The sequence below is a fragment of the Streptomyces sp. NPDC028928 genome (genome assembly GCF_055564915.1).
The window spans coordinates 366,361-390,565 of the sequence record NZ_JBVHVI010000008.1 but is presented as its reverse complement, the minus strand read 5'-3'; the positions used below and the strand labels follow the sequence as shown (position 1 = coordinate 390,565).

General features: G+C 73.4%; 19 protein-coding genes, 1 pseudogene and 1 riboswitch. Of the genes and pseudogenes, 12 read left to right on the top strand and 8 right to left on the bottom strand.

All coding sequences use genetic code 11. The annotated features are described in order from the left end of the window. Positions 1-124: 124 nt before the first annotated feature. Positions 125-790 (bottom strand): SDR family NAD(P)-dependent oxidoreductase, encoded by a 666-nt coding sequence (locus ACZ4U1_RS21615; protein WP_467905230.1) that lies wholly within the window; start codon positions 788-790, stop codon positions 125-127. Between the two features lie 61 nt (positions 791-851). Then, positions 852-1,538 (bottom strand): DUF6445 family protein, encoded by a 687-nt coding sequence (locus ACZ4U1_RS21610; protein ID WP_467905228.1) that lies wholly within the window; start codon positions 1,536-1,538, stop codon positions 852-854. 223 nt (positions 1,539-1,761) lie between these two features. On the opposite strand from ACZ4U1_RS21610, the gene ACZ4U1_RS21605 reads away from it, so the two are divergent. Beyond that, complete coding sequence (locus tag ACZ4U1_RS21605; RefSeq protein WP_467905304.1) at positions 1,762-2,499, top strand: DUF4142 domain-containing protein; 738 nt, start codon at positions 1,762-1,764, stop codon at positions 2,497-2,499. On the opposite strand, the gene ACZ4U1_RS21600 is transcribed toward ACZ4U1_RS21605, so the two are convergent. After that, positions 2,496-4,154 (bottom strand): glycoside hydrolase family 13 protein, encoded by a 1,659-nt coding sequence (locus ACZ4U1_RS21600; RefSeq protein WP_467905227.1) that lies wholly within the window; start codon positions 4,152-4,154, stop codon positions 2,496-2,498. The genes ACZ4U1_RS21605 and ACZ4U1_RS21600 overlap by 4 nt on opposite strands. 196 nt (positions 4,155-4,350) lie before the next feature. Continuing rightward, a riboswitch (cobalamin riboswitch) is annotated at positions 4,351-4,535 on the top strand. Positions 4,536-4,563: 28 nt separating this feature from the next. On the opposite strand from ACZ4U1_RS21600, the gene nicT reads away from it, so the two are divergent. Beyond that, positions 4,564-5,646, top strand: coding sequence for a Nickel transporter NicT (gene nicT / locus ACZ4U1_RS21595; RefSeq protein WP_467905225.1), 1,083 nt, complete (start codon positions 4,564-4,566; stop codon positions 5,644-5,646). On the opposite strand, the gene ACZ4U1_RS21590 is transcribed toward nicT, so the two are convergent. Both ACZ4U1_RS21590 and thrS read right to left on the bottom strand, forming a co-directional pair. Then, the gene (locus tag ACZ4U1_RS21590; protein WP_467905224.1) at positions 5,643-6,605 is read right to left on the bottom strand and encodes a nucleoside hydrolase; all 963 of its coding nucleotides are present in this window, start codon (positions 6,603-6,605) and stop codon (positions 5,643-5,645) included. The two genes, nicT and ACZ4U1_RS21590, sit on opposite strands and share 4 nt — an antisense overlap. Before the next feature lie 31 nt (positions 6,606-6,636). Beyond that, positions 6,637-7,863: a threonine--tRNA ligase gene (thrS, locus tag ACZ4U1_RS21585; RefSeq protein WP_467905222.1), complete on the bottom strand. Its 1,227-nt coding sequence runs from the start codon at positions 7,861-7,863 to the stop codon at positions 6,637-6,639. Between the two features lie 304 nt (positions 7,864-8,167). Between thrS and ACZ4U1_RS21580 the strand changes: the two genes are divergently transcribed. Next, positions 8,168-8,959: a hypothetical protein gene (locus tag ACZ4U1_RS21580; RefSeq protein ID WP_467905220.1), complete on the top strand. Its 792-nt coding sequence runs from the start codon at positions 8,168-8,170 to the stop codon at positions 8,957-8,959. Between the two features lie 3 nt (positions 8,960-8,962). On the opposite strand, the gene ACZ4U1_RS21575 is transcribed toward ACZ4U1_RS21580, so the two are convergent. Continuing rightward, positions 8,963-10,306, bottom strand: a complete 1,344-nt coding sequence (locus ACZ4U1_RS21575; protein ID WP_467905218.1) for a tetratricopeptide repeat protein — start codon at positions 10,304-10,306, stop codon at positions 8,963-8,965. A gap of 523 nt (positions 10,307-10,829) precedes the next feature. Here ACZ4U1_RS21575 and ACZ4U1_RS21570 point away from each other — a divergent pair. Further along, the gene (locus ACZ4U1_RS21570) at positions 10,830-12,803 is read left to right on the top strand and encodes a YncE family protein (RefSeq protein WP_467905216.1); all 1,974 of its coding nucleotides are present in this window, start codon (positions 10,830-10,832) and stop codon (positions 12,801-12,803) included. A gap of 990 nt (positions 12,804-13,793) precedes the next feature. On the opposite strand, the pseudogene ACZ4U1_RS21565 reads toward ACZ4U1_RS21570, so the two are convergent. Both ACZ4U1_RS21565 and ACZ4U1_RS21560 read right to left on the bottom strand, forming a co-directional pair. Next, a pseudogene (locus ACZ4U1_RS21565) lies at positions 13,794-14,576 on the bottom strand (hypothetical protein); the annotation flags it as partial. A gap of 71 nt (positions 14,577-14,647) precedes the next feature. Continuing rightward, positions 14,648-15,802 (bottom strand): PP2C family protein-serine/threonine phosphatase, encoded by a 1,155-nt coding sequence (locus ACZ4U1_RS21560; protein ID WP_467905303.1) that lies wholly within the window; start codon positions 15,800-15,802, stop codon positions 14,648-14,650. A 186-nt stretch (positions 15,803-15,988) separates the two neighbouring features. Between ACZ4U1_RS21560 and ACZ4U1_RS21555 the strand changes: the two genes are divergently transcribed. From ACZ4U1_RS21555 to ACZ4U1_RS21520, 8 genes are all read left to right on the top strand, one after another. Continuing rightward, positions 15,989-16,510, top strand: a complete 522-nt coding sequence (locus tag ACZ4U1_RS21555) for a hypothetical protein (protein WP_467905214.1) — start codon at positions 15,989-15,991, stop codon at positions 16,508-16,510. 241 nt (positions 16,511-16,751) lie between these two features. After that, complete coding sequence (locus ACZ4U1_RS21550) at positions 16,752-17,675, top strand: hypothetical protein (RefSeq protein ID WP_467905212.1); 924 nt, start codon at positions 16,752-16,754, stop codon at positions 17,673-17,675. Between the two features lie 179 nt (positions 17,676-17,854). Next, positions 17,855-18,370 carry a toxin-antitoxin system HicB family antitoxin gene (locus tag ACZ4U1_RS21545; protein ID WP_467905210.1) on the top strand — a complete coding sequence of 172 codons (516 nt, stop codon included), beginning with the start codon at positions 17,855-17,857 and terminating at the stop codon, positions 18,368-18,370. Between the two features lie 101 nt (positions 18,371-18,471). Beyond that, the gene (locus ACZ4U1_RS21540) at positions 18,472-19,314 is read left to right on the top strand and encodes a DUF4097 family beta strand repeat-containing protein (RefSeq protein WP_467905208.1); all 843 of its coding nucleotides are present in this window, start codon (positions 18,472-18,474) and stop codon (positions 19,312-19,314) included. Between the two features lie 80 nt (positions 19,315-19,394). Next, complete coding sequence (locus ACZ4U1_RS21535) at positions 19,395-20,384, top strand: ATP-binding cassette domain-containing protein (RefSeq protein ID WP_467905206.1); 990 nt, start codon at positions 19,395-19,397, stop codon at positions 20,382-20,384. Continuing rightward, entirely contained in the window at positions 20,381-21,163 is a 783-nt protein-coding gene (locus tag ACZ4U1_RS21530; protein ID WP_467905205.1) for an ABC transporter permease, read from the top strand. Before ACZ4U1_RS21535 ends, ACZ4U1_RS21530 begins: the two co-directional genes overlap by 4 nt. Positions 21,164-21,236: 73 nt before the next feature. Further along, positions 21,237-22,193: an endonuclease/exonuclease/phosphatase family protein gene (locus tag ACZ4U1_RS21525; RefSeq protein WP_467905203.1), complete on the top strand. Its 957-nt coding sequence runs from the start codon at positions 21,237-21,239 to the stop codon at positions 22,191-22,193. Positions 22,194-22,255: 62 nt separating this feature from the next. Further along, positions 22,256-24,199: an FUSC family protein gene (locus ACZ4U1_RS21520; protein ID WP_467905201.1), complete on the top strand. Its 1,944-nt coding sequence runs from the start codon at positions 22,256-22,258 to the stop codon at positions 24,197-24,199. Positions 24,200-24,205 lie beyond the last annotated feature (6 nt).

Here is a 24,205-nt window from a genome sequence, read left to right as displayed (position 1 = left end):
GGACACCGCGCCGAGCCAGACCGCGATCTCCGCCCCGCCGGGTCGCCGCTCCGTCACCCGTGCCTCCTCCGCCTCCTCCACGCCGGGCATCGAAGCAGGCGCGGCCGCCGGGCCCCGCGGCGGGTCAGCCCGCGAGGTCATCGGCGTAGTGGCGGAAGCCGTGACGGTCTCGGTGGAGGGTCCACAGGGTCTCGGCGAGGACGTCCGGGTCCTTGCGGGCGTGGCCTGCCGTGATGGCGCCCGGGATCACCAGCTGGGCGACGTGGATGCCCTCGCCGGCCAGCCGGTCGTGCAGCAGATGGCCGTACGCGCTCTCCGCGGCGAAGGCGATCGAGGTGCCGGCCCGCTCGGGATGGGGGACGGCGGCGCTCCCGCCGTTGACGAAGAGGATCGTGCCGCGCCCGAGCCGCCGCATCCCCGGCAGCACCTGCTGCACGGCGGCCACCGGCCCGTACACGGAGAACTCGATCGGCCCCACCAGATCCCGGTGCCCGGTGTCCAGCACGGGCCGCATGAAGTCCCGGTGCGGCACGGGGCTGTACTGCAGCACCTCCACGGTCCCGAGGGCGTCGGCCAGTTCCCGCAGCGCCACCGCCAGTTCCTCGGGCCGGCGCACATCGGCGGTGAAGCCGCGCGCGGTGATCCCCTCGGCCGCGAGCCCGTCGGTGATCACGTCCAGCCGGCCCCGGTCCCTGGCGACCAGCCCGACGGCGAACCCCTCCCGCCCGAACCGCCGTGCGACGGCGGCCCCGAGCCCCGGCCCGGCTCCCACGATGGCGACACTGCTCATGCCGGACATCCGTACCGCGCGGGCCGCCGCCTCACACCCTCGGGCCGTCAGGCCGTCCGGCTCAGGCCATCCAGAAGAACACCGCCGTCATACGCTTCTCCGCCAGGGTCCGGCCGAAGTAACCGGTGGCGCTGTGCACCAGGTTGGCGTGGTACAGCAGCAGCCGGTTGTACTTGTGCGGGACGCGGACGTCCTCCTCGAAGGCGTCCGCGGTGACGTAGCGGGTGCCGAGGGCCTCGACGAGGTTGGTGTGCGGGGCCTGGACGACGTTGCCGCCGAGCCGGCCGCCGGGCAGGGACTGGCGGTAGAAGCTGGTGCCGCAGTCCTTGGGGACGTCCGGGTTGAGGTAGAGCACGGCCGCGTACCGGCACAGGGCGCGGGAGTCGGTGTGCGGGCGGGGCTCGCTCTCGCCCTCGCCGACCACCTGCACGCAGTTGTGGTTGAGGGTGCCGCCGCCGGGCGCCTGCTGCACCCACAGCTCCTTCGCCCCGGTCGCCTTCCTCACCAGCCGCTCGATCCGGGCGAGTTCCCCCGGCTCCAGACCGGGCATGGCGCGCAGGCCGGGCCAGGTCTCGGAGGTGTACGGGTACCCCTCGACCCAGTCGTCCTCGGCCAGACACCGCTGCCGTACCGCGTCGACGTCCGGCAGGACGTCGTCCAGCACCCAGTAGTCACGGCCCTTGGTGGGCTTGCGGTAGGGCAGGACGGGCAGCGCGGCAGGGGGACGGGGCGGCGGTTGCGGGGACATGCGGCGAATCTAGGCGGGCGCCGGGTCTGCCTTCTCCCGCGCGGAGGTCAACCTTCTGCCCAGGAGCGGCCAACCTTTGGCCAACGGGCTAGGGCAATTCTTTACTCGCCACCGCTGAGACGAACCGCCTCCGCGTCCGTACTGCTGTGCGTCCGAACCATGGGCGGATCACCAGGCAGGAGGAACGGTGCGCTTTTCGCGGAACGCGACGGGAACTGTCTTCGTGGGCGGTGCGATGGCCCTGACCCTCGCGGCCCTCGCCTACCCCGGCATGCTCGGCCTGGACAAGGTCTCCAGTGCACAGGACCGCGTGATCGCCAACACCCAGTGGGGACCGCTCACCGAACAGGACCGGGACTTCGTGGTCAAGGTGCGGGCGGCCGGCCTGTGGGAGTACCCGGTGGGGCAGATCGGGCTGCAGAAGGGCAGTTCGAAGGCGGTGATCACGGCCAGCCAGCACCTGATCGACGGACACGCGGCGCTGGACACCACCTGCCGCAAGATCGCGCCCATGCTGAACATCACGCTGCCCAACGTGGCGAGCCCGCAGCAGGAGGGCTTCGTGAACACGCTGAAGTCGGAGAGCGGCAAGCAGTTCGACACGGACTTCGCCAACATCCTGCGGATGACGCACGGCTCGATCTTCAACACGGTCGCGAAGATCCGGTCCACCACCAAGAACTCCCTGGTGCGGGCCCTCGCCGACCAGGCCAACGACACCGTGCTGGACCACATCACGGTGATGGAGAAGACGGGTCTGGTCGACTTCGACCAGACCCTGTTCCAGCAGACCACCCCGCCCAAGCTGCCCAACTCCGACCTGACCCCGCCGCCCCCGGCCGCCGGCCAGCCGGAGGTGGTGCTCACCCCGCCGCCGACCGCCACCTCCACCCCGGTGGACATCAACGGCATCGCCGGCGGCGGGAACTCGGTCCCGGGTCCCAGTCCCTCGGCCGGCTAGGCCAGCCACACCGTGGTGTCCGGCGGCAGCACCCTTCCGTCGGGCAGCGGGGTGCTGGTCAGCAGGACCTCGCCCGGCGGCAGCGGTACCGGCGCGGTGCCGAGGTTGGTGACGTTGCGCCAGCCCTCGGTGCGGCTGAAGTCCAGTACGGCCGCCGGTGCCTGCGGGGTCCAGGACAGGGTCTCGCCCGCCAGCAGCTTGCGGCGCAGCCGCAGGGCCGTGCGGTACAGCTCCAGCGTGGAGCCCTCGGCGCCGGTCTGCGCCTCGACGGCGTAGGCCGCGAAGGACGCGGGCTGCGGCAGCCAGGAGGCCCCGGGCCCGAAGCCGTAACTGGGTCCGGTCGTCGTCCACGGCAGCGGCACCCGGCAGCCGTCGCGGCCCTTGCGGACATGGCCGGTCTGCTCCCAGATCGGGTCCTGGAGCACCTCGGCGGGCAGGTCGGCGACCTCGGGCAGGCCGAGTTCCTCACCCTGGTAGAGGTAGGCCGAGCCGGGCAGCGCCAGCATCAGCAGGGTCGCGGCCCGGGCCCGGCGCAGCCCGGCCGCCGTGTCGACCGCGGGCGCCGCGCCGTCGGCGAGCAGCCAGGCGGCCGGATCGGTGCCGGCCGGCAGCATCAGCCGGGAGGCGTGGCGTACGACGTCGTGGTTGGACAGCACCCAGGTGGCGGAGGCCCCGGCCGCCCGGGCCGTGGCCAGCGAGCCGGTGATGACGTCCCGCAGTTCCTCGGCGTCCCAGCGTGCCTCCAGGTACTCGAAGTTGAAGGCCTGGCCGAGTTCGTCGGGCCGGGCGTACAGGGCGCGGCGGGCGCCCGGCACCCAGGCCTCGGCGACGGCCATGCGCGGCGGGGTGTAGGCGTCGAAGATCTTGCGCCAGTCGCGGTAGATCTCGTGGACCTCGTCCCGGTCCCAGTACGGGTGGCTGCCCGGCGGGACCAGGGGCAGCGCGTCCTCGCCGGTCGCGCCGATGTCGCCGACGTCCCGCAGCGGCTCGGTGAGGTCCTTGGCCAGGCCGTGGGCGACGTCGACGCGGAAGCCGTCCACGCCCCGGTCGGACCAGAACCGCAGGGTGGTGCGGAAGTCGGCGCGGACCTCCTCGTTGTCCCAGTTGAGGTCGGGCTGTTCGGGGGCGAAGAGGTGGAGGTACCACTCCCCGTCGGGCACCCGCCGCCAGGCGCTGCCGCCGAACACTGACTGCCAGTCGGTGGGCGGGAGTTCGCCGTGCGCACCGCGGCCGGGCCGGAAGACGTACCGGTCCCGGGCGGCGGAGCCGGGTCCGGCGCGCAACGCCTCCTGGAACCAGGGGTGCAGGTGGGAGGTGTGGTTGGGGACGATGTCCACGACGACCTTGAGGCCGAGCCGGTGCGCCTCGGCGACCAGGGCGTCGAAGTCGTCCAGGGTGCCGAGGCGTTCGTCGACCCCGCGGGGGTCGATGACGTCGTAGCCGCCGTCGGCGAGTTCGGAGGGGTAGAAGGGGCTCAGCCACAGGGCGTCCACGCCGAGCGTGGCGAGGTGGCCCAGCCGCTGGGCGATGCCCCTGAGGTCGCCGAGGCCGTCTCCGTCGGCGTCGGCGAAACTGCGCGGATAGACCTGGTAGATGACGGCCTGGCGCCACCAGTCGGGGTTTCTGGGTGAGAGGTCCGGCGAGTGGTCTGCCATACGGGCTCCCCTGGGACGGACGACAGTACGGAATCTGTATCTGTCCACCTTGCCCGGAAAGGCAACCTTTTCGCGGGTGGTCAGGCCGTGCAGTGCCCCAACAGGCCCTGTGTCCGCGCGTCACCGGTGGCGGGGACCGCCTGTGATCTTGGATACCTGCGCGGGTGCGCAGCTATGCGGGAAACCGCGTGCCCCTCTACGGTGGGCGGGCCGTGGTGCTCGGGAAGTCGATGCAAGGTCGACGCGGCCCTCGCCACTGTGATCGGGGAGTTCCCGTTCCGTCCGGCACACCGCCGGGCCACTGGTCCTACGACCGGGAAGGCAGGGACGGCGGACGCGGCACCCGTAAGCCAGGAGACCGGCCACGGCAGCTCATGAAGTGATCCACGAGGTGCTGGAGCATGAACCGATGGCCGATGCCGCAACCTTCCGCTGGCGACGCGAGGACACCGTCAAGACGGCGGGCCTGATGGCGGTGATCGTCGCCCTGCACGTCGTGGCCTTCGGGATCCTCTACCTCCTCGTCGCCCCCCGGCACTACAAGGTCGGCACCGACGTCTTCGGTGTCGGCCTCGGCATCACCGCCTACACCCTCGGCATGCGGCACGCCTTCGACGCCGACCACATCGCCGCCATCGACAACACCACCCGCAAGCTGATGGCCGACGGCAAGCGGCCGGTGTCGGTGGGCTTCTGGTTCGCGCTCGGCCACTCCAGCGTCGTCGTCCTGCTGGCGCTGCTGATCGCGGGCGGCACCTCGCTGGCCGGCAAGGTGATGAACGAGGGCTCCACCACCCACCAGGTGCTCGGCTTCCTCGGTACGACGATCTCCGGCACGTTCCTCTACCTCATCGCCGCCCTGAACCTGGTCGCCCTGGTGGGCATCCTGAAGGTGTTCCGGGCGATGCGCGCGGGCGCGTACGACGAGCAGGAGCTGGAACAGCACCTGGACTCACGGGGCTTCATGAACCGGATCCTCGGCCGCCTCACCAGGTCCGTCTCCCGCCCCGGCCAGATGTACCCGCTGGGCTTCCTCTTCGGCCTCGGCTTCGACACGGCCACCGAGGTCACGCTGATGGTGATGGCGGGCTCCGGCGCGGCAGCCGGCCTGCCCTGGTACGCGGTGCTCTGCCTGCCCCTCCTCTTCGCGGCCGGGATGAGCCTGTTCGACACCCTGGACGGCACGTTCATGAACTTCGCCTACCAGTGGGCGTTCGCCAACCCCGTCCGCAAGGTCTTCTACAACCTCGCCATCACCGGCCTGTCCATCGCCGTCGCCTTCTTCATCGGCACCATCGAACTGGTCGGCGTCCTGCACGAGAAGTTCGCCCTGCACGACGCCGTGACCGGCTGGATCGCCGGCCTCGACCTCGACAACGTCGGCTACCTCATCGTCGGCCTGTTCGTGGTGGTGTGGGCGGCGGCGCTGACGTACTGGCGACTGGCCCGCGTGGAGGAACGCTGGTCGGCCCCCGCCACGCCCGCCGACTAGCGTTCCACCGTCTCCAGGTACAGCTTCACGTACCGGTCGACGTCGACCTCCAACGCCACGTCGACCAGCGCCCGTTCGCGGCCGCCCTCGTGGATCTCCGACTCGCCCAGCCGGGGCCGGCGGTCGACGATGGTCTGGCCGCGGGTCGGGCCGGGGGCGAGGGAGACCTCGACCGGGAGGAGGCTGGTGGTGATGCCCTGCGGGTCGGCGACCGCGCACACCGCGCCCGCGTCGCCGAGGCCGCCCGCCTCCTCGGCCTCCGGCGGCTCGCCCTGGTGGGCCGGCCGGTGGGCGAGGAGTTCACCGGCCAGGCGGGTGCCGGGCTCGCTGCTCGTCCGCAGCCGGTGCACCTCGTCACTGTCCACGATGACCTGCCGGAAGACGTCCAGGCCGTACATCGTGATCGGCACCCCGGCCGTGAGCAGGATCGCCGCGGCCTCCGGGTCGTGCCAGACGTTGAACTCCGCGACCGGCGTGGCGTTCCCGACCTCCACCGCGCCGCCCATGAACACGATCCGCTCGATGTTCCGGGTCACCTCCGGGTGGGTGCGCAGGAGCAGGGCGATGTTCGTCAGGGGCGCCGTCGGGATCAGGGTGACCGGGCGCGGGGAGGCGAGGATCTCGCGGTGCAGGAGGGTGACGGCGTCGACGTCGACCGGGGTGCGGGCGGGCGCGGGCAGGCCCAGGTCGCCCATGCCGTCGGCGCCGTGCACGGGCGCGGAGCGGGCGGGCTCCAGCAGCGGGCGCTCGGCGCCCCGGGCCACCGGGATGTCGGGGGCGCCCGCCTGCTCCAGCACGGTGAGGGTGTTGCGGACCACGCCGTCCACGTCGGTGTTCCCGGCCACGCAGGTCACCGCACGGAGGTCGAGTCCGGGGTGGCGTACGGCGAACAGCAGGGCCAGGGCGTCGTCGACGCCGGTGTCGCAGTCGATGATCACGGGGATGGGCTGACCGGTCACGGCGGACTCCTTCCGTCGACCCGACCTTAGATCAGTCCCAGAGCGCGGTGCCGCGTGCCGCCACCCGTTCGGCGATGCGCCGCAGGAGTTCACTCCCGGGCAGCGCACCGGGCCGCCGGCCGTCCCGCAGGCGTACGGCGGCCAGCCCGGCGCCGGCCTCCCGGGCACCGATCACCGCCTGGTACGGCACGAGGCGCGCCGCGCGGATCCTGGCTCCCAGGGTGCCCTCCTCGGGCCCGGCGACTTCGGCGCGCAGGCCGAGCGCGAGCGCCTCCCGGACCAGTGCCGCCGCCTGCTCCCGCTGGTCCTCACCGACCGGCAGCACGGCCAGCTGGACCGGGGCCAGCCAGGCCGGGAACGCGCCGCCGTGCGCCTCCAGGAGGTGGGCGACGGCCCGCTCGACGCTGCCGATGACGGAGCGGTGCACCATCACCGGCCGGTGCTTCGCGCCGTCGGCGCCGATGTAGTGCAGGTCGAAGCGGGCGGGCTGGTGGAAGTCGATCTGGACGGTGGACAGGGTGGACTCGCGGCCCGCCGGGTCGGCGATCTGCACGTCGATCTTCGGGCCGTAGAACGCGGCCTCGCCCTCCGCCTCCTCGTACGCCACCCCGGCCTCGGCGAGGACCTCCCGCAGCAGCTCGGTCGCCCGGCGCCACAGCTCCGGGTCGGCGACGTACTTGCCGCCCGCGCCGGGCAGCGAGAGGCGGTGGCGTACGGCCTCGATGCCGAGGTCGGCGTAGGCGCGGGCGATCAGCTCCAGGGCGGCGCGGGCCTCGGCCACCACCTGGTCCAGGGTGCAGAAGACGTGCGCGTCGTTGAGGTGGATGGCGCGGACCCGGGTCAGCCCGCCGAGCACGCCGGACAGCTCGGCACGGTGCATGGCGCCCAGCTCGGCGATGCGCAGGGGCAGTTCGCGGTAGCTGTGGGAGCGGGAGCGGTAGATCAGGGCGTGGTGGGGGCAGAGGCTGGGCCGCAGCACGACCTCCTCGGCGCCGAGCCGCATCGGCGGGTACATGTCGTCGCGGTAGTGGTCCCAGTGCCCGGAGATCTCGTACAGCTCGCGTTTGCCGAGCGCGGGCGAGTAGACGTGCCGGTAGCCGGCCCGGCGTTCGGCGTCCCGGATGTACTCCTCCAGGGTGTGCCGCACGACCGCCCCGTCCGGCAGCCAGTACGGCAGTCCGGCGCCCATCAGCGGGTCGGTGTCGAAGAGGTCCAGCGCACGGCCGAGCCGCCGATGGTCGTCGACCTTGTCGTTCATCCGGTTCTCCTCCGTCGGGGAGGCGGACGCCCCGGTGCACGACGAAGCCCCGGGGCGTGCGCCCCGGGGCTTCGATGCTGGTCAGGTGTCAGCGCGCCGGGACGGTGTCCGGCGTCGTCGTGTTCGACGGGTGCTGGTGGGCGCGCTGCATGACAGGCAAGGTACCGCCCCCGCCCGCCCCGCACCACGGATTTCCGGGCGCCCCCTCCCCTCACCCGTACGGCCCGGAGCGCTGGTGAGCGGGTCGGCCCGGTGGTGCCGTGAGATCAGGCACCGTCGGCCGCACGCAGCCCAGGAGGCACCCATGTCCCCCGCGATACGCCCCCGCGTCCCCCGTGGCGTCCTCCTCACCGTCGTCGCCGCCGGCCTCATAGCCGCCGGAGGCTGCGCGGCCCTCGGTCTGAAGCACCCGGCGAGCGCGCCGTACCCGCTGCCCACCATCGACCGGCCGAGCCAGACGTCCAGGGCGTCCGCGCGGGCCGACGGCTCCACGCTCAGCGACGAGCAGGCGCAGTCCGCGCTGATCAACGAGACCGACCTGGGCGCCCCCTGGACCGCCACGCGCGGCGCGGCCACCTGGCGGGACGGGCTGCTGAAGACCCACACCACGGCCGGGGAGTGCCAGCGGCTGCTGGACGCCCTGTACAGCGACGAACTCCTCGGCGCCCCGGCCCGCGTCGCCGTCGGCCTGGACGACGCCGACACCGACGCCCAGCTCCGCTACCAGATCGGCGCCCGCCGCCCGGCGGACGTCGACGCCGTACTGTCCTGGCTGCGGACGCTGCCCGTGCAGTGCGCCCGGTTCACCGCCACCACGGAACTCGGGCTCGTGGAGGACGTCCAGGTCATGGACGCCCCGCTGCCGGAGGTCGGCGACGCCCGGCAGGGCCTGCGCGTCACCATCGCCACCACGACCGACGACGACGAGGAGTACCTCCTCACCATGGACCTGGCCGCCGTCCGCGTCGGCGAGGACGCCTTCGCCCTCACCAACGCCGGCCTCGGCGACGTACCGAACGACGCCACCCAGGCCGCCGTACAGATCGGCGCCCTGCGTCTGGCGGACATCCGCAAGCAGGGGCGGGCGCAGGTGTGAGGGTCAGAGCGGCGGCTGGGCCGGGGGCGGGCCGAGGGTGGTGGTGCCGGGGGCGGTGCGGTGGCCGAGGCCGGTGCGGTAGGCGTCCAGGGCGGCCTCGACGCGGCCCGTGCGGCGGAGCAGGTCGCCGAGGAGGCGGCACAGGTCGGCGAGGTCGCCGGCTGCGCCCGCGCGTTCCAGGAGGCTGAGGGCGCGGACGTAGTGCTCCTCGGCGGCCTCGGTGTCCCGGGCGTCCTCCGCGATGATGCCGAGCAGGCGGTGTGCGGCGGCCGCGTGGACGGCGCCGCGCTCGGAGGAGAAGTCGCCGAGGACGCCCTCCAGCAGCCCGGCGGCCTCCTCGGACTTGCCCCGGCGGTGCAGCACGTCGGCGAGTTCGACGGCGGCCTGGCTGCGGTACAGGGCGGCGCGGGTCTCCGAGAGCATGGCGTACGCCTGCCGCAGCTCAGCCTCCGCCCGGTCCAGTTCGCCGTTCTGCGCGCTGACGTAGCCGCGCATCCAGTGGCAGTTGGCCAGCTCGGTGCGCAGGCTCAGCTGCCGGTACAGCTCGGCCGCCTTGGCCAGGGAGGCGTCGGCCTCGGTGACCCGGCCCTCGGCGAGCAGGGTACGGGCCACCGAGCGGTGCATCCGGGCGATCAGCGCGGGGTCTGCCGCCCGCGGGGCGAGCGCGAGGGCGAACTCGGCGGCCTGGGCGGCACGGGCGTGCGCGCCCATGTCCATGTACGGGCCGATCACGCTGGCGTAGAGCAGCAGCAGCGCGTCGGGGTCGTGCAGTCCGCCGCGGTTCAGTTCGTCGAGGGTGGACTCCAGGAGGTAGACGGCGTACCGCAGCTCACCGGCGAGGTAGTGGGCCACCGCCCTGCCGCGGATGGCGGGCACGCGTTCCGGCAGGGTCTTGCCGGCCAGCCGTTCCTCGGCCTGCTCGAAGTACTCGCGGGCCCCGGTCAGCTCGCCTGTCTCGAGGGCGCATTCGCCGAGCCCCAGCAGCGCGGTCGCCTGTTCGCAGCCGAGCCCGTGCGCCTCCGCCTCCGCGCGCAGCACGGCGTACTGGGCGGCCGCCTCCTCGGCCCGGCCGTCGGCGAGGATCCGCTGGGCCTCGGTGAGCCGCAGCCGCAGGTCCGTGGCCAGGTGGGCGGGGCGGCCCACGGCCAGCTCCTCGAAGGCCACGCCGAGCCGCTCCGCGATATGCCGTAACGCCTCGTCGGAGGCGCGGACCCGGCCGGCCTCCAGGGTGGAGATGTAGGCGGGCGTGTACGCCGGCTCCGCCAACTGCCGCTGCGTAAGCCCCTGCTGCGTCCGCAGCCGTTGCACCCGCCGCCCGATGACCTCCGGGTCGTCCCGCTCCCGCATGCCTGCCGCTCCCCCCAACTCGCCTGGCACCCCTTGCCGTCGGGCTTCGGCAGCCCCTACGTTAAACGGCGGATTAAGCATGCTTAACACTCCGCTGTTGTGTTGCGAGGTCGCCGTGTCCGGACGTACATCCGCACCCTACGCACGCCCCACCGCACGGAGGGCGGTAACGGCCGCGGTGATCGCCGCGGCGGCCTTGCTGACAGCCGCCAACGCCGGCCCGGCGAGGGCGACCCCGGACGCCCCGGCCGCACATGTCATCACGCCGGCGCCGCACCGCTGACGGGACCGAAGAGCGATCGAGTACCACGGCCCCCGCTTCGCGCCCGACCTGTCCACGGTTGCCCCAGGTGTCCGCACGCCGGCCTCCGGGGCCCTGGCGTTGTTGTCACTGACATGACCTAGTCTTTGCGCACACTCGCCACGCGCGGCGCACACGGCTCACGCACAGGGGGCTCACACTTCGCCGTGTCCGCGCGGGCACCCACGTCTTTTTCATTCGTTCCGGGGGGTTCGAATCAGCGTGCGCAAGCGCTCTCTCACGGCTGCCACCACCCTGGCGGTCCTCTTCAGCTCGGCGGCCCTCGCCGCCACTCCGGCGTCCGCCGACTCCACCGCCGTCCTGCCGGTGAAGCAGACCGGTGACATCGTCGTGGACGCCGTCCACCAGCAGGTCTTCGTCAGCGACCCGCTCAACGGCAAGATCGTCGTCACCGACTACGCCGGCCGGGTCGTCAAGCAGCTCACCACCAACCTGTCCGGGGTCCAGGGGCTCGAGCTGTCCGCCGACTCCGGCACGCTCTACGCGGCCGTACAGGACCTGGACACCATCGCGGTCATCGACACCGCCACCGACACCGAGACCGGCCGGTACGAGGTCGGCGACAAGCCGCTCAGCGTCGCCCTCGCGGGCGGCAAGCTGTGGTTCGGCTACGGCGGCGCGGCCGAGGGCAACATCGGCTCCGTCGACCTGGCGGCCGAGGACCACAAGATCACGCTCGGCCAGGACAACAGCTGGTACGCGGCCCCGCTGCTGGACGCCGCGCCCGGCTCCCACACGCTCGTCGCGGGCGCGCTCGGGCAGAGCCCGGCCGTACTGGCCTCGTACGACGTCTCGTCGGGCACCGCCGCGCAGGTGGCCACCACCCGTGAGGCGGGCAGCAACCTCGGCGACTTCCAGGTCACCCCCGACGGCCAGAACGTCGTCGTGGCCAGCGGTGCGCCGTACTACCAGCAGGTGTTCCGCACCTCCGACCTCAACGAGGCCGGCAAGTACGTCACGGACGCCTACCCGAACTCCGTCGCGATCGCCGCCGACGGCACGCTCGCGGCCGGCATCTCCGGCTCCTACGAGCCGGATGTCTACATCTTCAAGCCCGGCTCCGGCGAGGCGGTGCGCACCTACGACTTCCCGAACACCGGCACCACCAGCGGCTCCGACCTGCTGGCCCGGGGCGGACTGGCCTGGGACCCGAACGGCTCCCGGCTGTTCGCGGTGACCAGCAACAGCGAGGGCGCGTACTCGCTGCGCGTCCTCGACGCGCCCACCAAGGCGGCCGCCACCGTCACCGTGGACGCGCCGGCCACCGCCGCCCGCGCCAAGCAGCTCACCGTCAAGGGCAAGGTCACCTCCAAGGTGGCGGTCCCGGCCGGCACCAAGCTGACCGTCACCCGCACCGACATGGAGTCCCCGAAGGGCAAGGCCCTGGCGGCGGCGGTCACCAAGGCCGACGGCACGTTCTCCTTCACCGACACCCCGCCGTCCGGCGGCAAGGTGAAGTACACGGTGGCCTACGCGGGCGACGCCGACCACGCGGCGGCCTCCGGCTCGGACACCGTCGAGGTCTCCCGCGCCAAGCCGACGCTGACGATCAACAACAACGGCAAGGTGTACTCGTACGGCAAGGACGTCAAGTTCACCGCGCACCTCGGCAAGACCTACACCAACCGTACGGTGGAGATCTGGGCCGACCCGTTCGGCGGCGACAAGCCGAACAAGCTGGTGAAGTCCGGCAAGGTCAACTCCGACGGCAACCTGTCGGTCACCCTGGACCTCAAGCGGGACACCAAGGTCACCGCGAAGTTCAAGGGCGACTCCCGCTACACGCCGGCGTCCGCCGCCAGCACCGTCGGCGCCAAGGTCAGCGTGTCCACGTCGGTCGGCAACCACTACAAGTCGCAGTACACGTGGAACCACACGTACTACTTCTTCCACAAGACGAAGAACCCGCTGATCACGACCAAGATGCCGTACTACCCCGGCCGGGCGCAGAAGTTCGAGTTCGAGGTGTACTACCAGGGCCGCTGGTACCCGGGTGACCCCGCGTACTTCAAGCTCGGCTCCGACGGCGTCTCCCGGGTCAGCATCACCGGCGACCACAGTGAGGACGTCGGCTGGCGGTTCCGGGTCCGCTCGTCGTACATCAACAGCGCCTCCGGTGACACCGTGAACTCCACGACGCACGGCGCCTGGAAGTACTTCACCTTCACCCGGTAAGCGCTAGGGGGTGCCCTGCAGCTGGCGCAGCTGCCGCTGGACGTTCTCCAGCGCGCCACGCCGGCGGCCGGGCACCCGAAGCCGCAACTGAGCGAGCGCGGGCCCGAGTTCACGGGCCCGCGCCGTGTCTTTGATGGACGCCCACTGGTGGTGCGCCCGGTCCACGGCCGCCTCCACGGCGGGCGCGTCCACCGCCTGCCCGGCGGTCAGCCGCGACTCGGCCACGCCCAGCCACATCCGGCAACTGCGCACCGCGTCCCCCGCGAACATCGCCAGGTCGGCCCGGACCTCACTCCAGTGCAACGCCTGCTCCGACCCCGCCCCGTACGCCCGCACGGCCTCCGCCTCATGCCGAGCAGCCACCCCATCAGCCTCCCCATACCGCCCGGCCTGCACAGCGGCCGTGATACCGGCGTGCGGGTCGCTGGGGTGGGGCGTCTCGGCGGGGGAGACTGGGGGAGCGGGGGAAGCGGGGGAGGTAGAGGAGGTGGAGGAGGAGGAGGTGCTCGGGGAGCCGGGGGCGATGGTGGGGGCGGCGGGGCCGACGGGGGCGGGACCGCCGACGGGAGCGGAGCCTGCGACGGCGGCAGGGCCGACGGGGCCGGGACCGCCGACGGGAGCGGAGCCTGCGACGGCGGCAGGGCCGACGGGGGCGGCAACGGTGGTGGGAGCGGCATCAGCGGTCGAGGCGGGGGCAGCGTCAGCGGCGAGGCCGGCCACAGCGACGGTGGGAGCGGCGTCAGCGGCCGGGGCGGGGCCGGTCATGCCGGCGGGGACGGGGGCGGTGTTGCCGGTCCCGGGCTTGCCGGCAGCCGCGCCGTACCGGGGTCCCGGCAGCAGGTCCTCGGCGCCGGCACCGGAGGCCTGGCCACCAGCCGGGAGAACCGGCACCGGGCCGCCACCCGTGGCCACCGGCACCGAGCCACCACCAGTAACAACCGGCACCGAGCCGCCACCCGCGACCACCGGCACCGAGCCGGTGCCCGTGCCTCCCGGCCGGGGGCCGGTGGCTGCGGCCGCAGCGCCCGGCGTCGGTGTGCCGGCCATGGATTCGGGGGCCAGGGCCCCGGCCGTAGTCCCCGGTGTGAAGCCGCCGGTTCCGGGTGCCGGTGCGAAACCGGACGGCCCGGGCCCGCGCATCAGTCCCCCTACGCCGGCCAGCAGCAGGTTGTCCCTCGTCTCCTCCGTGATCCGGGCCAGTGCCTGCTGGTGGAGGGAGTCCAGGGGAGGTCGGTGGCCGCTTCGCAGGAGTGTGGCCACCGTTTTCATGTACGTCGGCTCGGCCAGGCCCCGCCGTCCCCTGGGCGGCGCGACGCGGCCGTACACCGCGGTGGTGCGGCCGGAGTCGAGGCCGCGCTCGGTGATGTGGCGCCAGGCCTCGGCGTCGGCGTGCAGGTCGAGGACCAGTGCGGTGTCCGTGGCGGAGCGCAGCCGGAGTTCCTCGCGGATCCAGTGCCAGGGCAGCGCGGTGTAGCGCAGGGTGGCCGGAGTGGTGCGGGCCAGGGCGAGATGGGGCTGGTGCTGGCGCCGGTCCAGGTGCAGCTGGCCGGTGACGTAGACCGTGAGCGGCGCGGGCGTGGCCGCGGCGGCGCGCAGACGGGTGAGGACGGCCTGCGGCTCCAGCGGGTCGGCGAGTTCGACCACGTTCGCGGTGTCGGTGCCGGACAGCACGGCGGGGGCGACGGCGGCCAGCACCGGCAGGACACCGGCCGCGTCCACCAGGCGCCCCCGGCCCAGCGGCGAGGCCGCGAGCAACAGCACGGTTCCGGGCATCGTGCCTCCCCCTGTCCCGTAGATCCGGTCTCCAGCCAGCACCGTAACCGCTGCCGCCGCACAGCGGTGCCTCAGGACCGCAAACGTCCCTGTTCGTGGTCTTCGCCCCCACTGCCCGTCAGCCGCCGTACCGCGAAGATCGTGGTGTCGTCCTCCAGCCGGCCCCCGCTGTGCCGCAGCACGCCGTCACGGACCCGGCGGACCAGGCGCCGGGGTGCGGCGCGGCCCGGGTCGGCTTCGACCGCGCGGGCGACCTCGCGGGCCAGCTGGAAGAACTCGCCGGGCCCGTCGCGGGCCTCGGTCACCCCGTCGGTGACCAGCAGCAGCGTCTCGTCGGCGGCCAGCGGCACCCGGTGCACCGGCGGCAGTCCGCCCGCCAGCTCGCCGAGGCCGAGCGGCACCCCGTCGCCGCTGGGCAGTTCGCGGACCCCGCGCGGGCCGACGGCGAGCGGCGGCTCGTGGCCGAAGTTCGTGATGTCGATCGCCTCCGTGGCGTCCTCGGGGAAGGCGATGAGGACGGCGGTGGCGAAGCGGTCGCCGTCGGCCCGGCCGAGCGCGGCGGTGTGCGAGCGGTGCCGCAGCATCCGGGTCTCCAGGCGCGCGGCGACGGTCGTGAGGTCCTTCTCGTGGTAGCCGGCCTCGCGAAAGGTGCCGAGCAGCGCGGCGGCGGCCTCCACCGCGCCGAGGCCCTTGCCCTGCACGTCTCCGACCAGGACCCGGGTGCCGTGCGGGCCGGGCTGGATGTCGTAGAAGTCGCCGCCGACCCGGGCGTCCACGTCGGCGGCCAGGTACACCCCGGCGTGCTCCAGACCGGCCCAGCGCGGCGGCAGCGGGCGCAGCACCGTACGCCGGGTGGTCTCGGCGATGTCCCGGATGTGCAGGATCTGCCGCTCCTGGCGCACGCGGACCACCGCGGCGAGGGTGGCCAGCGCGCCGCCGAGGGCGACCAGCAGGAAGTCGCCGAACCCGGCCTGGTACTGGTCCGGCCAGGCGTTGTCCACGAGGACGTACGTCACCACGGACAGCACGCTGTAGGCGGCCGTCGTCCACACCCCGCAGATCGCGGCGGCGATGCCCGGCACCAGGACGATCCACGTGATGATCCGGAACTGTTCACCGGTGTTGAAGTCCAGCAGGATGATCCCGACGAGCAGCAGCAGGGGCGGCAGCCAGGCGATGCTCCGCCCGCGGACCCGAAGCAGCGGGCGGCGCCGCCCGTACTCCATCTCCGTCACGGCCGGCAGCCCTCCATGTCGTTCAGCGAATCACGGGAGAGAACCGCACGCATCCGGGCACTCGTGACCCTCCTGGCCGAGTTGCCGGGCCAGGGCCCCCGGTGTGCCCTGGAGACGTGCCCCAAAGACGGGCCCCGGAAGCGGGGCGGACCGGGGCGAGAGGGAAGGAGTGCTCCCATGGCTCAAGCGGCATCCACGCCCGGCGGGATGTCCCGGCCCGGCCGCACGCCCGAGGTGGAGCGCCGGTCGTCCGACATCGTCCGGCGGACACCCGACATCTTCGACGCCCGGACCCACCGGATCGCCCGGCTGGCCGTCCCGGTCGCTCTCGGCCTGGTCTACGGCTACTGGGTGGCGGCCAACAACCGCTCCGGCGGTGGGATCACCGGCTGGAACCTGCTGCTCGGCTTCGCCAGCGCGGTGGTGTTCGCCGTGCTGTGCGCCGCCCTGCTGATCCTGGCCCCGCGGATGCCGCGGGAGGTGCACGCCCTGCTGTGGTCGGCGTTCGTGGGCTGTGCGTTCGGCTTCCTCTACAGCCAGAGCGGCAGCTTCATGTCCACCCAGGGCGCCGGCCAGGGCAGTCATGACGACGTGGTGCGGTCGGTGCTGATGTCCCTGCTGGTGTCGGCGGTCACCTTCGCCGTGTTCTTCTACCGGTACTACACGCGGGAGGACGCGTTCGGGCGCCGGATCCGCTGAGCGGATGGGAACGGCGCGGGGACGGATTCCGGCACGCGTGGGCCCCGACCAGGTGGCCGGGGCCCACGCGCTCCCCTGTTTTCCCCTGTTTTCCCCACGCGGCCGGACCGAAGGGTCACACCGGCCACTTCCGTCCCCCCAGCACCAGGAAACACCCGTTCGGGTGATCCCTCCACCGGAGAGCCGCCCGAACGCAGTCCCCCCGCTCGCGCACCGGCCTCCGGGACCGTTGCCTGGAAGCGTGCCCCCACGTCTCAGGAGCGCCCTGTCGGCCGTACTGATCGCCCTGTCCTGCCTCCTCGTGCCGTTCGGCGCGCTGGCGGCCTGGGCGGCGTACGGGCTCGCCGACACGGGCCGGTACGTCACCACGATGGCGCCGCTCGCCGCCGACCCGGCCGTGCGGGAGGCCGTCGTGGACACGGTCGGTGACGGCATCCTGCGCGCGGTGGACCAGCACCTGGACGTCCGCCCGGTCCGCGGCTCGGTGCGCCCCTTCGTCCACGACGCGGTGCGCTCCTTCACCCACACCCGGGCCTTCCGGCTGGCCTGGGACACCGGCAACCGGGTCACCCACGACGCCGTACTGCGCGCCCTGCGCGCCGAGGACGAGCGCGCCGTCACCGTCGACCTCGCCCCCGTCACCGCCCAGGTCAAACGCCAGCTCGCCCGGGACCATGTGCCGCTCGCCGCGCGGATCCCGGTGGAGCACACCGCGGTCGCCGTGCTCCCGGCGGACCGGCTGACCACGTTCCGGAAGGGGTTCCACGTGCTCGAAGTCGCCGGTTTCTGGCTGCCGGTGGCGGCCGTCGCCTTCGCCGTCGGCGGGATCGGGCTGGCCGTGCGCCGGCGCCGCGCGGTCGCCGCCACCGCCCTGGGTACGGCCCTGGGCGGCGCCCTGCTGGTCCTCGCCCTGGCCGTCGGCCGCAGCCTCACCCTGTCCGACCTGCCGGCCGACGTGTCCCACCCGGCCGCGGGCGCCGTCTACGACGCCCTGACCGGCACCCTGCGCACGGCCGCCTGGCTGCTGCTCGGCCTGGGCGTGGCGGTGGCCCTCACCGCCTGGCTCACCCGCCGGCTCCGGCTGCACCGGCCCACGCGACGCCGACGGGGTTCCTCGGCGGTGGCACCGGCCGCGGGTCCGGCACCGAGCCGCGTCCGGGCCTGACCGCCCTGTGTGACACCACTTGGCACCACCTGGCGCCGCTTGACGCCACCTGGCATCGCTTGGCGCCATCCGGTGCCACCGAGCGTTTCCGCAGGTCAGATGGGCTGCACTCCCACAACCCCCAGGCGCGACACCATTGAGGCTTGCGCTTGGCACCATGATGGTGCCATGATGGCGTCATGGACCTCACGCCGTATGTCGACACCCTCCGCCGCGAACTCGCGGTGGCCGCCGAAGCCGGCGGCGAAGACGCCCGCGAGCTGGCCGAGCGGCTCACCGCTCCGCTGGAGTCGGCGACCCGACTGACCCTGCTCAACGTGCTCTCCGCCGCGATGGACGAGATCACCCGCGAACTCGCCCCCGGCTCGGTCGACGTACGGCTGCGCGGCCTGGACCCCGACTTCGTGGTGACCCCGCCGCCCGCCGGCGCCTCCGGCGAGGCGGCCGCCGCGCCCGTCGAGCCGTTCCGGGCCCCGGCCCCGGCCGAGGGCGACGAGGGCGGCACGGCCCGCGTGAACCTGCGCCTGCCGGCCCACCTCAAGGCCCGCGCCGAGGAGGCCGCGGCCCGCGAGGGCCTGTCGGTCAACGCCTGGCTGGTGCGCGCCGTGTCGGCCGCGGTCGAGGGCGGCACCCGGCCGCGTACGGCGGAGAAGACCCAGAGCGTCGGACAGAGCTTCACGGGCTGGGTGCGCTGACCGCGCCCGCGCCCGCACACACCACAGCAACCCGCACCACTTCACCCACACCACGTCCCACCAGCGGGGACGCCCTGACGAGCCAAGAGGACGGGACAGCCATGCCTTCTTTCGACACTCCCGAAGCGATCTCGGTGACGGCGCGCGTGGACGCCGGTTCCCTCCAGTTCACCGCGGGCGACCGCACCGACACCGTCGTGGAGGTGCGGCCCCGCAACCCGAAGAAGGACCTGGACGTGCGGGCGGCCGACCAGACCGAGGTGACGTACGCGAACGGCGCCCTGACCGTCCGGACGCCCAAGCCGAATCTCTTCGGCCGCACCGGCGTGGTCGACGTGACGATCGAACTGCCCACGGGCTCGCACGTCGACGCGAACGGCGCCTGGACCCAGGTGCTCGGCGAGGGCCGGCTCGGCGAGGTCCGCGTGAAGACCTCGGCCGGCGACGTCCGCTTCGACACGACCGGCCCGGCGACGCTGACCGCGTCGCACGGCACGATCACCGTGGACCGGGTCGAGGGCATGGCCGAGATCACCACCAGCTCCGGCAGCCTGCGCGTCGGCCTCCTCGACGGCCCCGCCGTCCTGAAGAACTCGCACGGCACCACGACCGTCGGCGCCGCGACCGGCGAGCTGCGGGTGAGCGGCGCCAACGGGGACATCGAGATCCGGCGCGCCGAGGACTCGGTCACCGCCACCACCGCCCACGGCACCCTGCGGGTGGGTGAAGTGGCCCGCGGGGCCGTCCAGTTGGAGACCTCCTACGGCGCCATCGAGGTCGGTGTCCGCGAGGGCACGGCCGCCTGGCTCGACGTCAGCTCGGACTCCGGCCAGGTGCGCAACTCGCTCACCGCGTCCGAGGGCCCGGAGCAGACCGAGGACACCGTCAAGATCCGCGCCCGCACCCGGTACGGCAACATCGACATCCGCCGCCCCCGGCCCTGAGCGCCCCCTCCCCCCTCTTCTCCACCCGCTTCCCCGCCCACTCCAGCCTTCGAACGGGAGGGCCCATGCCTTCTTCTGTCATGTCTACATCAAGGCAGGCCGGTGCGCAGCCGCCCGCCGCCGTCTCCGTCGTCGGCCTGCGCAAGTCGTACGGCGACAAGGCCGTGCTCGACGGCATCGATCTGCGCATCCCGGCCGGGTCCGTGTTCGCGCTGCTCGGCCCGAACGGCGCCGGCAAGACCACCACCGTGCAGATCCTGTCCACGCTCATCGCCGCCGACGGCGGACAGGCCCAGGTGGCCGGGCACGACGTCGCCACCTCACCCGACGGTGTACGCGCCGCGATCGGTGTCACCGGGCAGTTCGCCGCCCTGGACGACCTGCTCACCGCCGAGGAGAACCTGCTCCTCATGGCCGACCTGCTGCGGCTGGGCAAGCGCGAAGGCAGGTCCCGCGCCCGGGAGTTGCTGGAGCGGTTCGGCATCGCGGACGTCGCGGACCAGCGCGCCGCGGCCTTCTCCGGCGGGATGCGGCGCCGGCTCGACATCGCCATGACCCTGGTCGGCGACCCCCAGGTGATCTTCCTGGACGAGCCGACGACCGGGCTGGACCCGCGCAGCCGCCGCACCATGTGGGAGACCGTGCGCACCCTGGTCGCGGGCGGCACCACCGTCTTCCTCACCACCCAGTACCTGGAGGAGGCCGACCAGTTGGCCGACCGGATCGCCGTGCTCGACGGCGGCCGGATCGTCGCCGAGGGCACCGCCGACGAGCTGAAGGCGCGGATCCCCGGCAGCCACGTACGGCTGCGGTTCACCGAGTCCGCCGCCTACGAGCGCGCGGCGGCCGTCTTCCCCGGCGCGGCCCGGGACGACGAGAACCTCGCCCTGCGCGTGGCGGGCGACGGCGGCCTCGACGCGCTGCGCGGCCTGCTCGACCGGCTCGACGCCGCCGGCATCCAGGCCGCCGACCTCTCCGTGCACACCCCCGACCTCGACGACGTGTTCCTCGCCCTGACCGGCGAGGGAACCGCCGACTCCGCGCTTCACGTCAAGGAGACCCAGCGATGAGCAGCCTCGCCTACGCCGTGCACGACTCGATGACGATGCTCCGGCGCAACCTGAAGCACGCGATCCGCTATCCGTCCGTGGGGCTCGGCAGCGCCATGATGCCGATCCTGATGCTGCTGCTGTTCGTGTACGCCTTCGGCGACTCGATCGGCGCCGGCATGGGCGGCGGCCGGGACGCCTACCTGGAGTACCTGACGCCCGGCGTCATCATCATGGGCGTGGCCGCCGGTTCGATGTCGACCTCGATCGCGGTCTGCTCCGACATGACCGAGGGCATCATCAACCGCTTCCGCACCATGAACATCACGCGGTCGTCGTTCATGACGGGGCATGTCATCGGCAGCGTCGTCCAGACGATGGTGTGCATGGTCCCGGTCGTGGGCGTCGCGCTCGCCGTCGGTTTCCGCTCCGGGGCGACCCCGCTGGAGTGGCTGGCGGCGGCCGGTCTCCTCGCGGCCATCGCCTTCGCGGTGACCTGGCTGTCGGTGGCGCTCGGCCTGATCTCCAAGACCGTCGAGTCCGCGAGCAACAAGCCGCTGCTGATCCAGTTCCTGCCGTTCCTCGGCTCGGCGTTCGTCCCGGCCGGCTCCATGTCGCCCGGCCTGCGCTGGTTCGCCGAGAACCAGCCCTTCACGCCGATGACCGAGACCCTGCGCGGCCTGCTCTCCGGCTCGGCGATCGGGAACAACGGCTGGATCTCCCTCGCCTGGTGCGCCGGCATCACCCTGGTCGGCTACATCTGGTCGCGCTCGCTGTTCAACAGCACCACCAAGCGCTGAGCGCCGCTCCGTCCGCCGGGGCGCCGGGTGACCTCCTGGCGCCGCCGGCCCGGGCGATCGTAGGCTCGCTCCCGTGACCCAGCGCCCCGGACGCAGGCTCGGCGCCTGGTGTGCCGGGCTGCTGCTCGCCGGGGTGAGCGTGGTCGTCGGCTGCCGGGTCGCCGACACCGACGGCATCACCCCCGTGCCCCAGTTCCTCGCCTTCCTCCCCTGGCTGCTCGCGCCGGCCGGCCTCGCCCTGCTGTGCGCGCTGTTCGCCCGCTGGTGGACCGGCCTGGTCTGGGGCGTCGCCGTCCTCGGCCTGCTCGCCTGGTACCTGGAGCCGTACGGCACGACCCGCGAACCCGACGGCCCGCAACTCGCCCGGCTCCGCGTACTGACCGCGAACGTCGAGTTCGGGCGCGGCACCCCCGCCCTGGTCCCGGTCATCCGCGACCGGCACCCCGACGTGGTCTTCGTGCAGGAGTGCGAGTCCGGCTGCCGGGCCACCCTGGAAGGCGACTTCGCGGCCGACTACCCGCACCGCCGGGCCGTCGAGGAGGACGGCTCCAAGGGCTCGCTCATCCTCAGCCGCCACCCGCTGGCCCCGGCCCCGGGCGTCCCCGGCACGATGGGCATGCCCGGGGCCGTCGCCGACGTAGGCGGCCACGCCGTACGCCTCCAGCTCGCCCACCCCATGCCCCCGCTGCCGGACCAGGTCGGCCTCTGGCGCCGCGAACTGGCCCGACTGCGCGCCTTCGCGGCCACCTCCGCCCGGACCCCCACGATCCTCGCCGGCGACTTCAACGCCTCCCAGGACCACGCGGCCTTCCGGCACATCCTCGACACCGGCCTGACCGACGCGGCCCGCCTCGCCGGCCACGACCGCACCCCGAGCTGGCCGTCGCGCACCGCCTCCGTCATCGGCGCCCAGATCGACCACGTCCTGGTCTCCCGGGACTTCACCGCGACCGGCGCCCGCTTCCTGCGCGTGTCCGGCAGCGACCACCGGGCCCTGCTCGTGGACCTGACGCTGCACGGACGAACCTGAACGGGGCGCCGGCGGTCACAGCCTCGTGACCCGAATACGGCCGAACAACCCATAATGGGCGCATGCCCCGAGAGTTCCCCATCGGCCTCACCCCTCCCGACTGGCTGGTCCGGAACCTCAAGCCCCAGCAGGCACCCGTCAACTGGGCCGCCGTCGCCCGCGCCGCCCTCGGCATGGCCCTCCCCCTGGCGCTCGGCCTCGCCGCCGGCCGCCCGGCCTACGGCGCCCTCGCCTCCATGGGCGCCCTGTCCGGTGTCATCGGCGACACCGCCGACGCCTACCGCATGCGCATCCTCAACATCGCCGTCCCCCAGCTCTTCGGCGCGGTCGGCGTGACCCTGGGCACGCTGGTGTACGGCCACGGCTGGTACGCGGTGGTGGCGGTCACCGGCGTCGCCCTGCTCTCCGGGATGATCTCGACGATCGGCGCGGTGGCCTCGGTCTCCGGCCTGCTGCTGCTGTTGAACTGCGTGGTCGGGGCGGGCCTCCCGCTCCCCTCCCCGTGGTGGCTGGCCCCCGCCCTGATGACCGGCGGCGGCCTCCTGGTCCTGCTGCTGGCCCTGCTGGCCTGGCCGCTGCGCGCGGGCGTCCCCGAACGGACGGCGGTCGCCGCCACCTACCGCACGGTCGCCGCCCTCCTCGCCGTCGCCGGCACCGACCGCACCGAGCAGTACGAGGAGGCCCGCCGCGCCGTCACCCAGTCCCTCAACGAGTCGTACGACCTGATCCTGGCCCGGCGCGCCCGCCACCACGGCCGCAGCCGCGAACTCACCCGCCTGCTCGCCCAGTTGAACGCGATCACCCCGGTGATCGAGGCGGCCCCCGCGGCCCACCTGGCCGCCCGCCCGCTCCCGGCCCGGATCCCGGAGGCCCTCCACCAGCTGGCCGGCGCGGTGGAGGGGAACGGAACCCCGCCGCCACCCCTGAACCTCCCCCTGCCCACCACGGAGACGGCGCGGGCGGTGGACCACGCCCTGCGGCACACGGCCGAGGTCGTCACCGCCCCCGACGTGGACCCCCGGGGCGTCGACGACCGCCTGGGCCGGCCGGCCGCCCTCGGCATCCGCACGGCCCGCGCCGCCCGCAACGTCGTCCTGTCCGCCAACTCGTGGCGCTACGGCGTCCGTCTGGCGGTCTGCATCGGCATCGCCCAGGCCCTGGTCTCCCTGATCCCCGTCCCGCGCTCCTACTGGGTCGCCCTGACCATCACCTTCGTCCTCAAGCCCGACTTCGGCTCGGTCTTCTCCCGCGCCCTGCTGCGCGCGCTCGGCACGGTGGCCGGCCTGGTGGTCGCGGCGGTGGTCCTGGCCGAGGTCCCCCTGGGCTGGTGGGACGTCCCCGCCCTCTTCCTCCTGGCCCCCCTGATCCCGGCCCTGACCCCCCGCGGCTACGGCTACCAGACCATGGCGATCACCCCGGTGATCCTCCTCCTCTCCGACGTCCTCAACCACCAGGGCACGGCACTCCTGCTCCCCCGGCTGAACGACTCCCTGCTGGGCTGCGCGATCGCCCTGATCGCCGGCTACCTCCTGTGGCCGGAGAGCTGGCACACCCGGGTCGGCGACCGCCTGGCCGACGCGGTGGCCGACACCGCGGCCTACGTGGAGGCGGCCTTCGGCCCGTCCACGGAACCGGCTGCCCGGGCCCGCATGCGCCGCCGCCTCTACCGCGACCTGTCCGTCATCCGCACCGAATTCCAGCGGGCCCTGACCGAACCACCGCCGACCGGCCGGCGCGCCGCGGCGTGGTGGCCGCTGGTCGTCGCCGTGGAACGCATCGTGGACGCCACGACGGCGGCCCGCGTCCGCGTCCGGCACGGGGCCGCGCCGCCGTCCACCGGCGAGATCTCCCAGGTGGCGCTGCAACTGCGCGAGCTGTCCGAGGGCGTACGGAGCGCGGAGACGCTGACAGCCGTCCGCACCGACCTCACGGGCCCCTCGGGCAGCGTCCTGGAACCCCTCCGCCAGGAGGTCGCGGCCGCCCGGGCCATCACATCCCCGCACTGACGCGGT

Coding starts and splice junctions, on each gene's coding strand:
- ACZ4U1_RS21610 (WP_467905228.1), bottom strand. CDS start 1,538: ATGTCCCCGCAACCGCCGCCCCGTCCCCCTGCCGCGCTGCCCGTCCTG.
- ACZ4U1_RS21615 (WP_467905230.1), bottom strand. CDS start 790: ATGAGCAGTGTCGCCATCGTGGGAGCCGGGCCGGGGCTCGGGGCCGCC.
- ACZ4U1_RS21520 (WP_467905201.1), top strand. CDS start 22,256: ATGCCCCGAGAGTTCCCCATCGGCCTCACCCCTCCCGACTGGCTGGTC.
- ACZ4U1_RS21600 (WP_467905227.1), bottom strand. CDS start 4,154: ATGGCAGACCACTCGCCGGACCTCTCACCCAGAAACCCCGACTGGTGG.
- ACZ4U1_RS21555 (WP_467905214.1), top strand. CDS start 15,989: ATGGCTCAAGCGGCATCCACGCCCGGCGGGATGTCCCGGCCCGGCCGC.
- ACZ4U1_RS21540 (WP_467905208.1), top strand. CDS start 18,472: ATGCCTTCTTTCGACACTCCCGAAGCGATCTCGGTGACGGCGCGCGTG.
- ACZ4U1_RS21560 (WP_467905303.1), bottom strand. CDS start 15,802: ATGGAGTACGGGCGGCGCCGCCCGCTGCTTCGGGTCCGCGGGCGGAGC.
- ACZ4U1_RS21575 (WP_467905218.1), bottom strand. CDS start 10,306: ATGCGGGAGCGGGACGACCCGGAGGTCATCGGGCGGCGGGTGCAACGG.
- nicT (WP_467905225.1), top strand. CDS start 4,564: ATGGCCGATGCCGCAACCTTCCGCTGGCGACGCGAGGACACCGTCAAG.
- ACZ4U1_RS21530 (WP_467905205.1), top strand. CDS start 20,381: ATGAGCAGCCTCGCCTACGCCGTGCACGACTCGATGACGATGCTCCGG.
- ACZ4U1_RS21535 (WP_467905206.1), top strand. CDS start 19,395: ATGTCTACATCAAGGCAGGCCGGTGCGCAGCCGCCCGCCGCCGTCTCC.
- ACZ4U1_RS21580 (WP_467905220.1), top strand. CDS start 8,168: ATGTCCCCCGCGATACGCCCCCGCGTCCCCCGTGGCGTCCTCCTCACC.
- ACZ4U1_RS21545 (WP_467905210.1), top strand. CDS start 17,855: ATGGACCTCACGCCGTATGTCGACACCCTCCGCCGCGAACTCGCGGTG.
- thrS (WP_467905222.1), bottom strand. CDS start 7,863: ATGAACGACAAGGTCGACGACCATCGGCGGCTCGGCCGTGCGCTGGAC.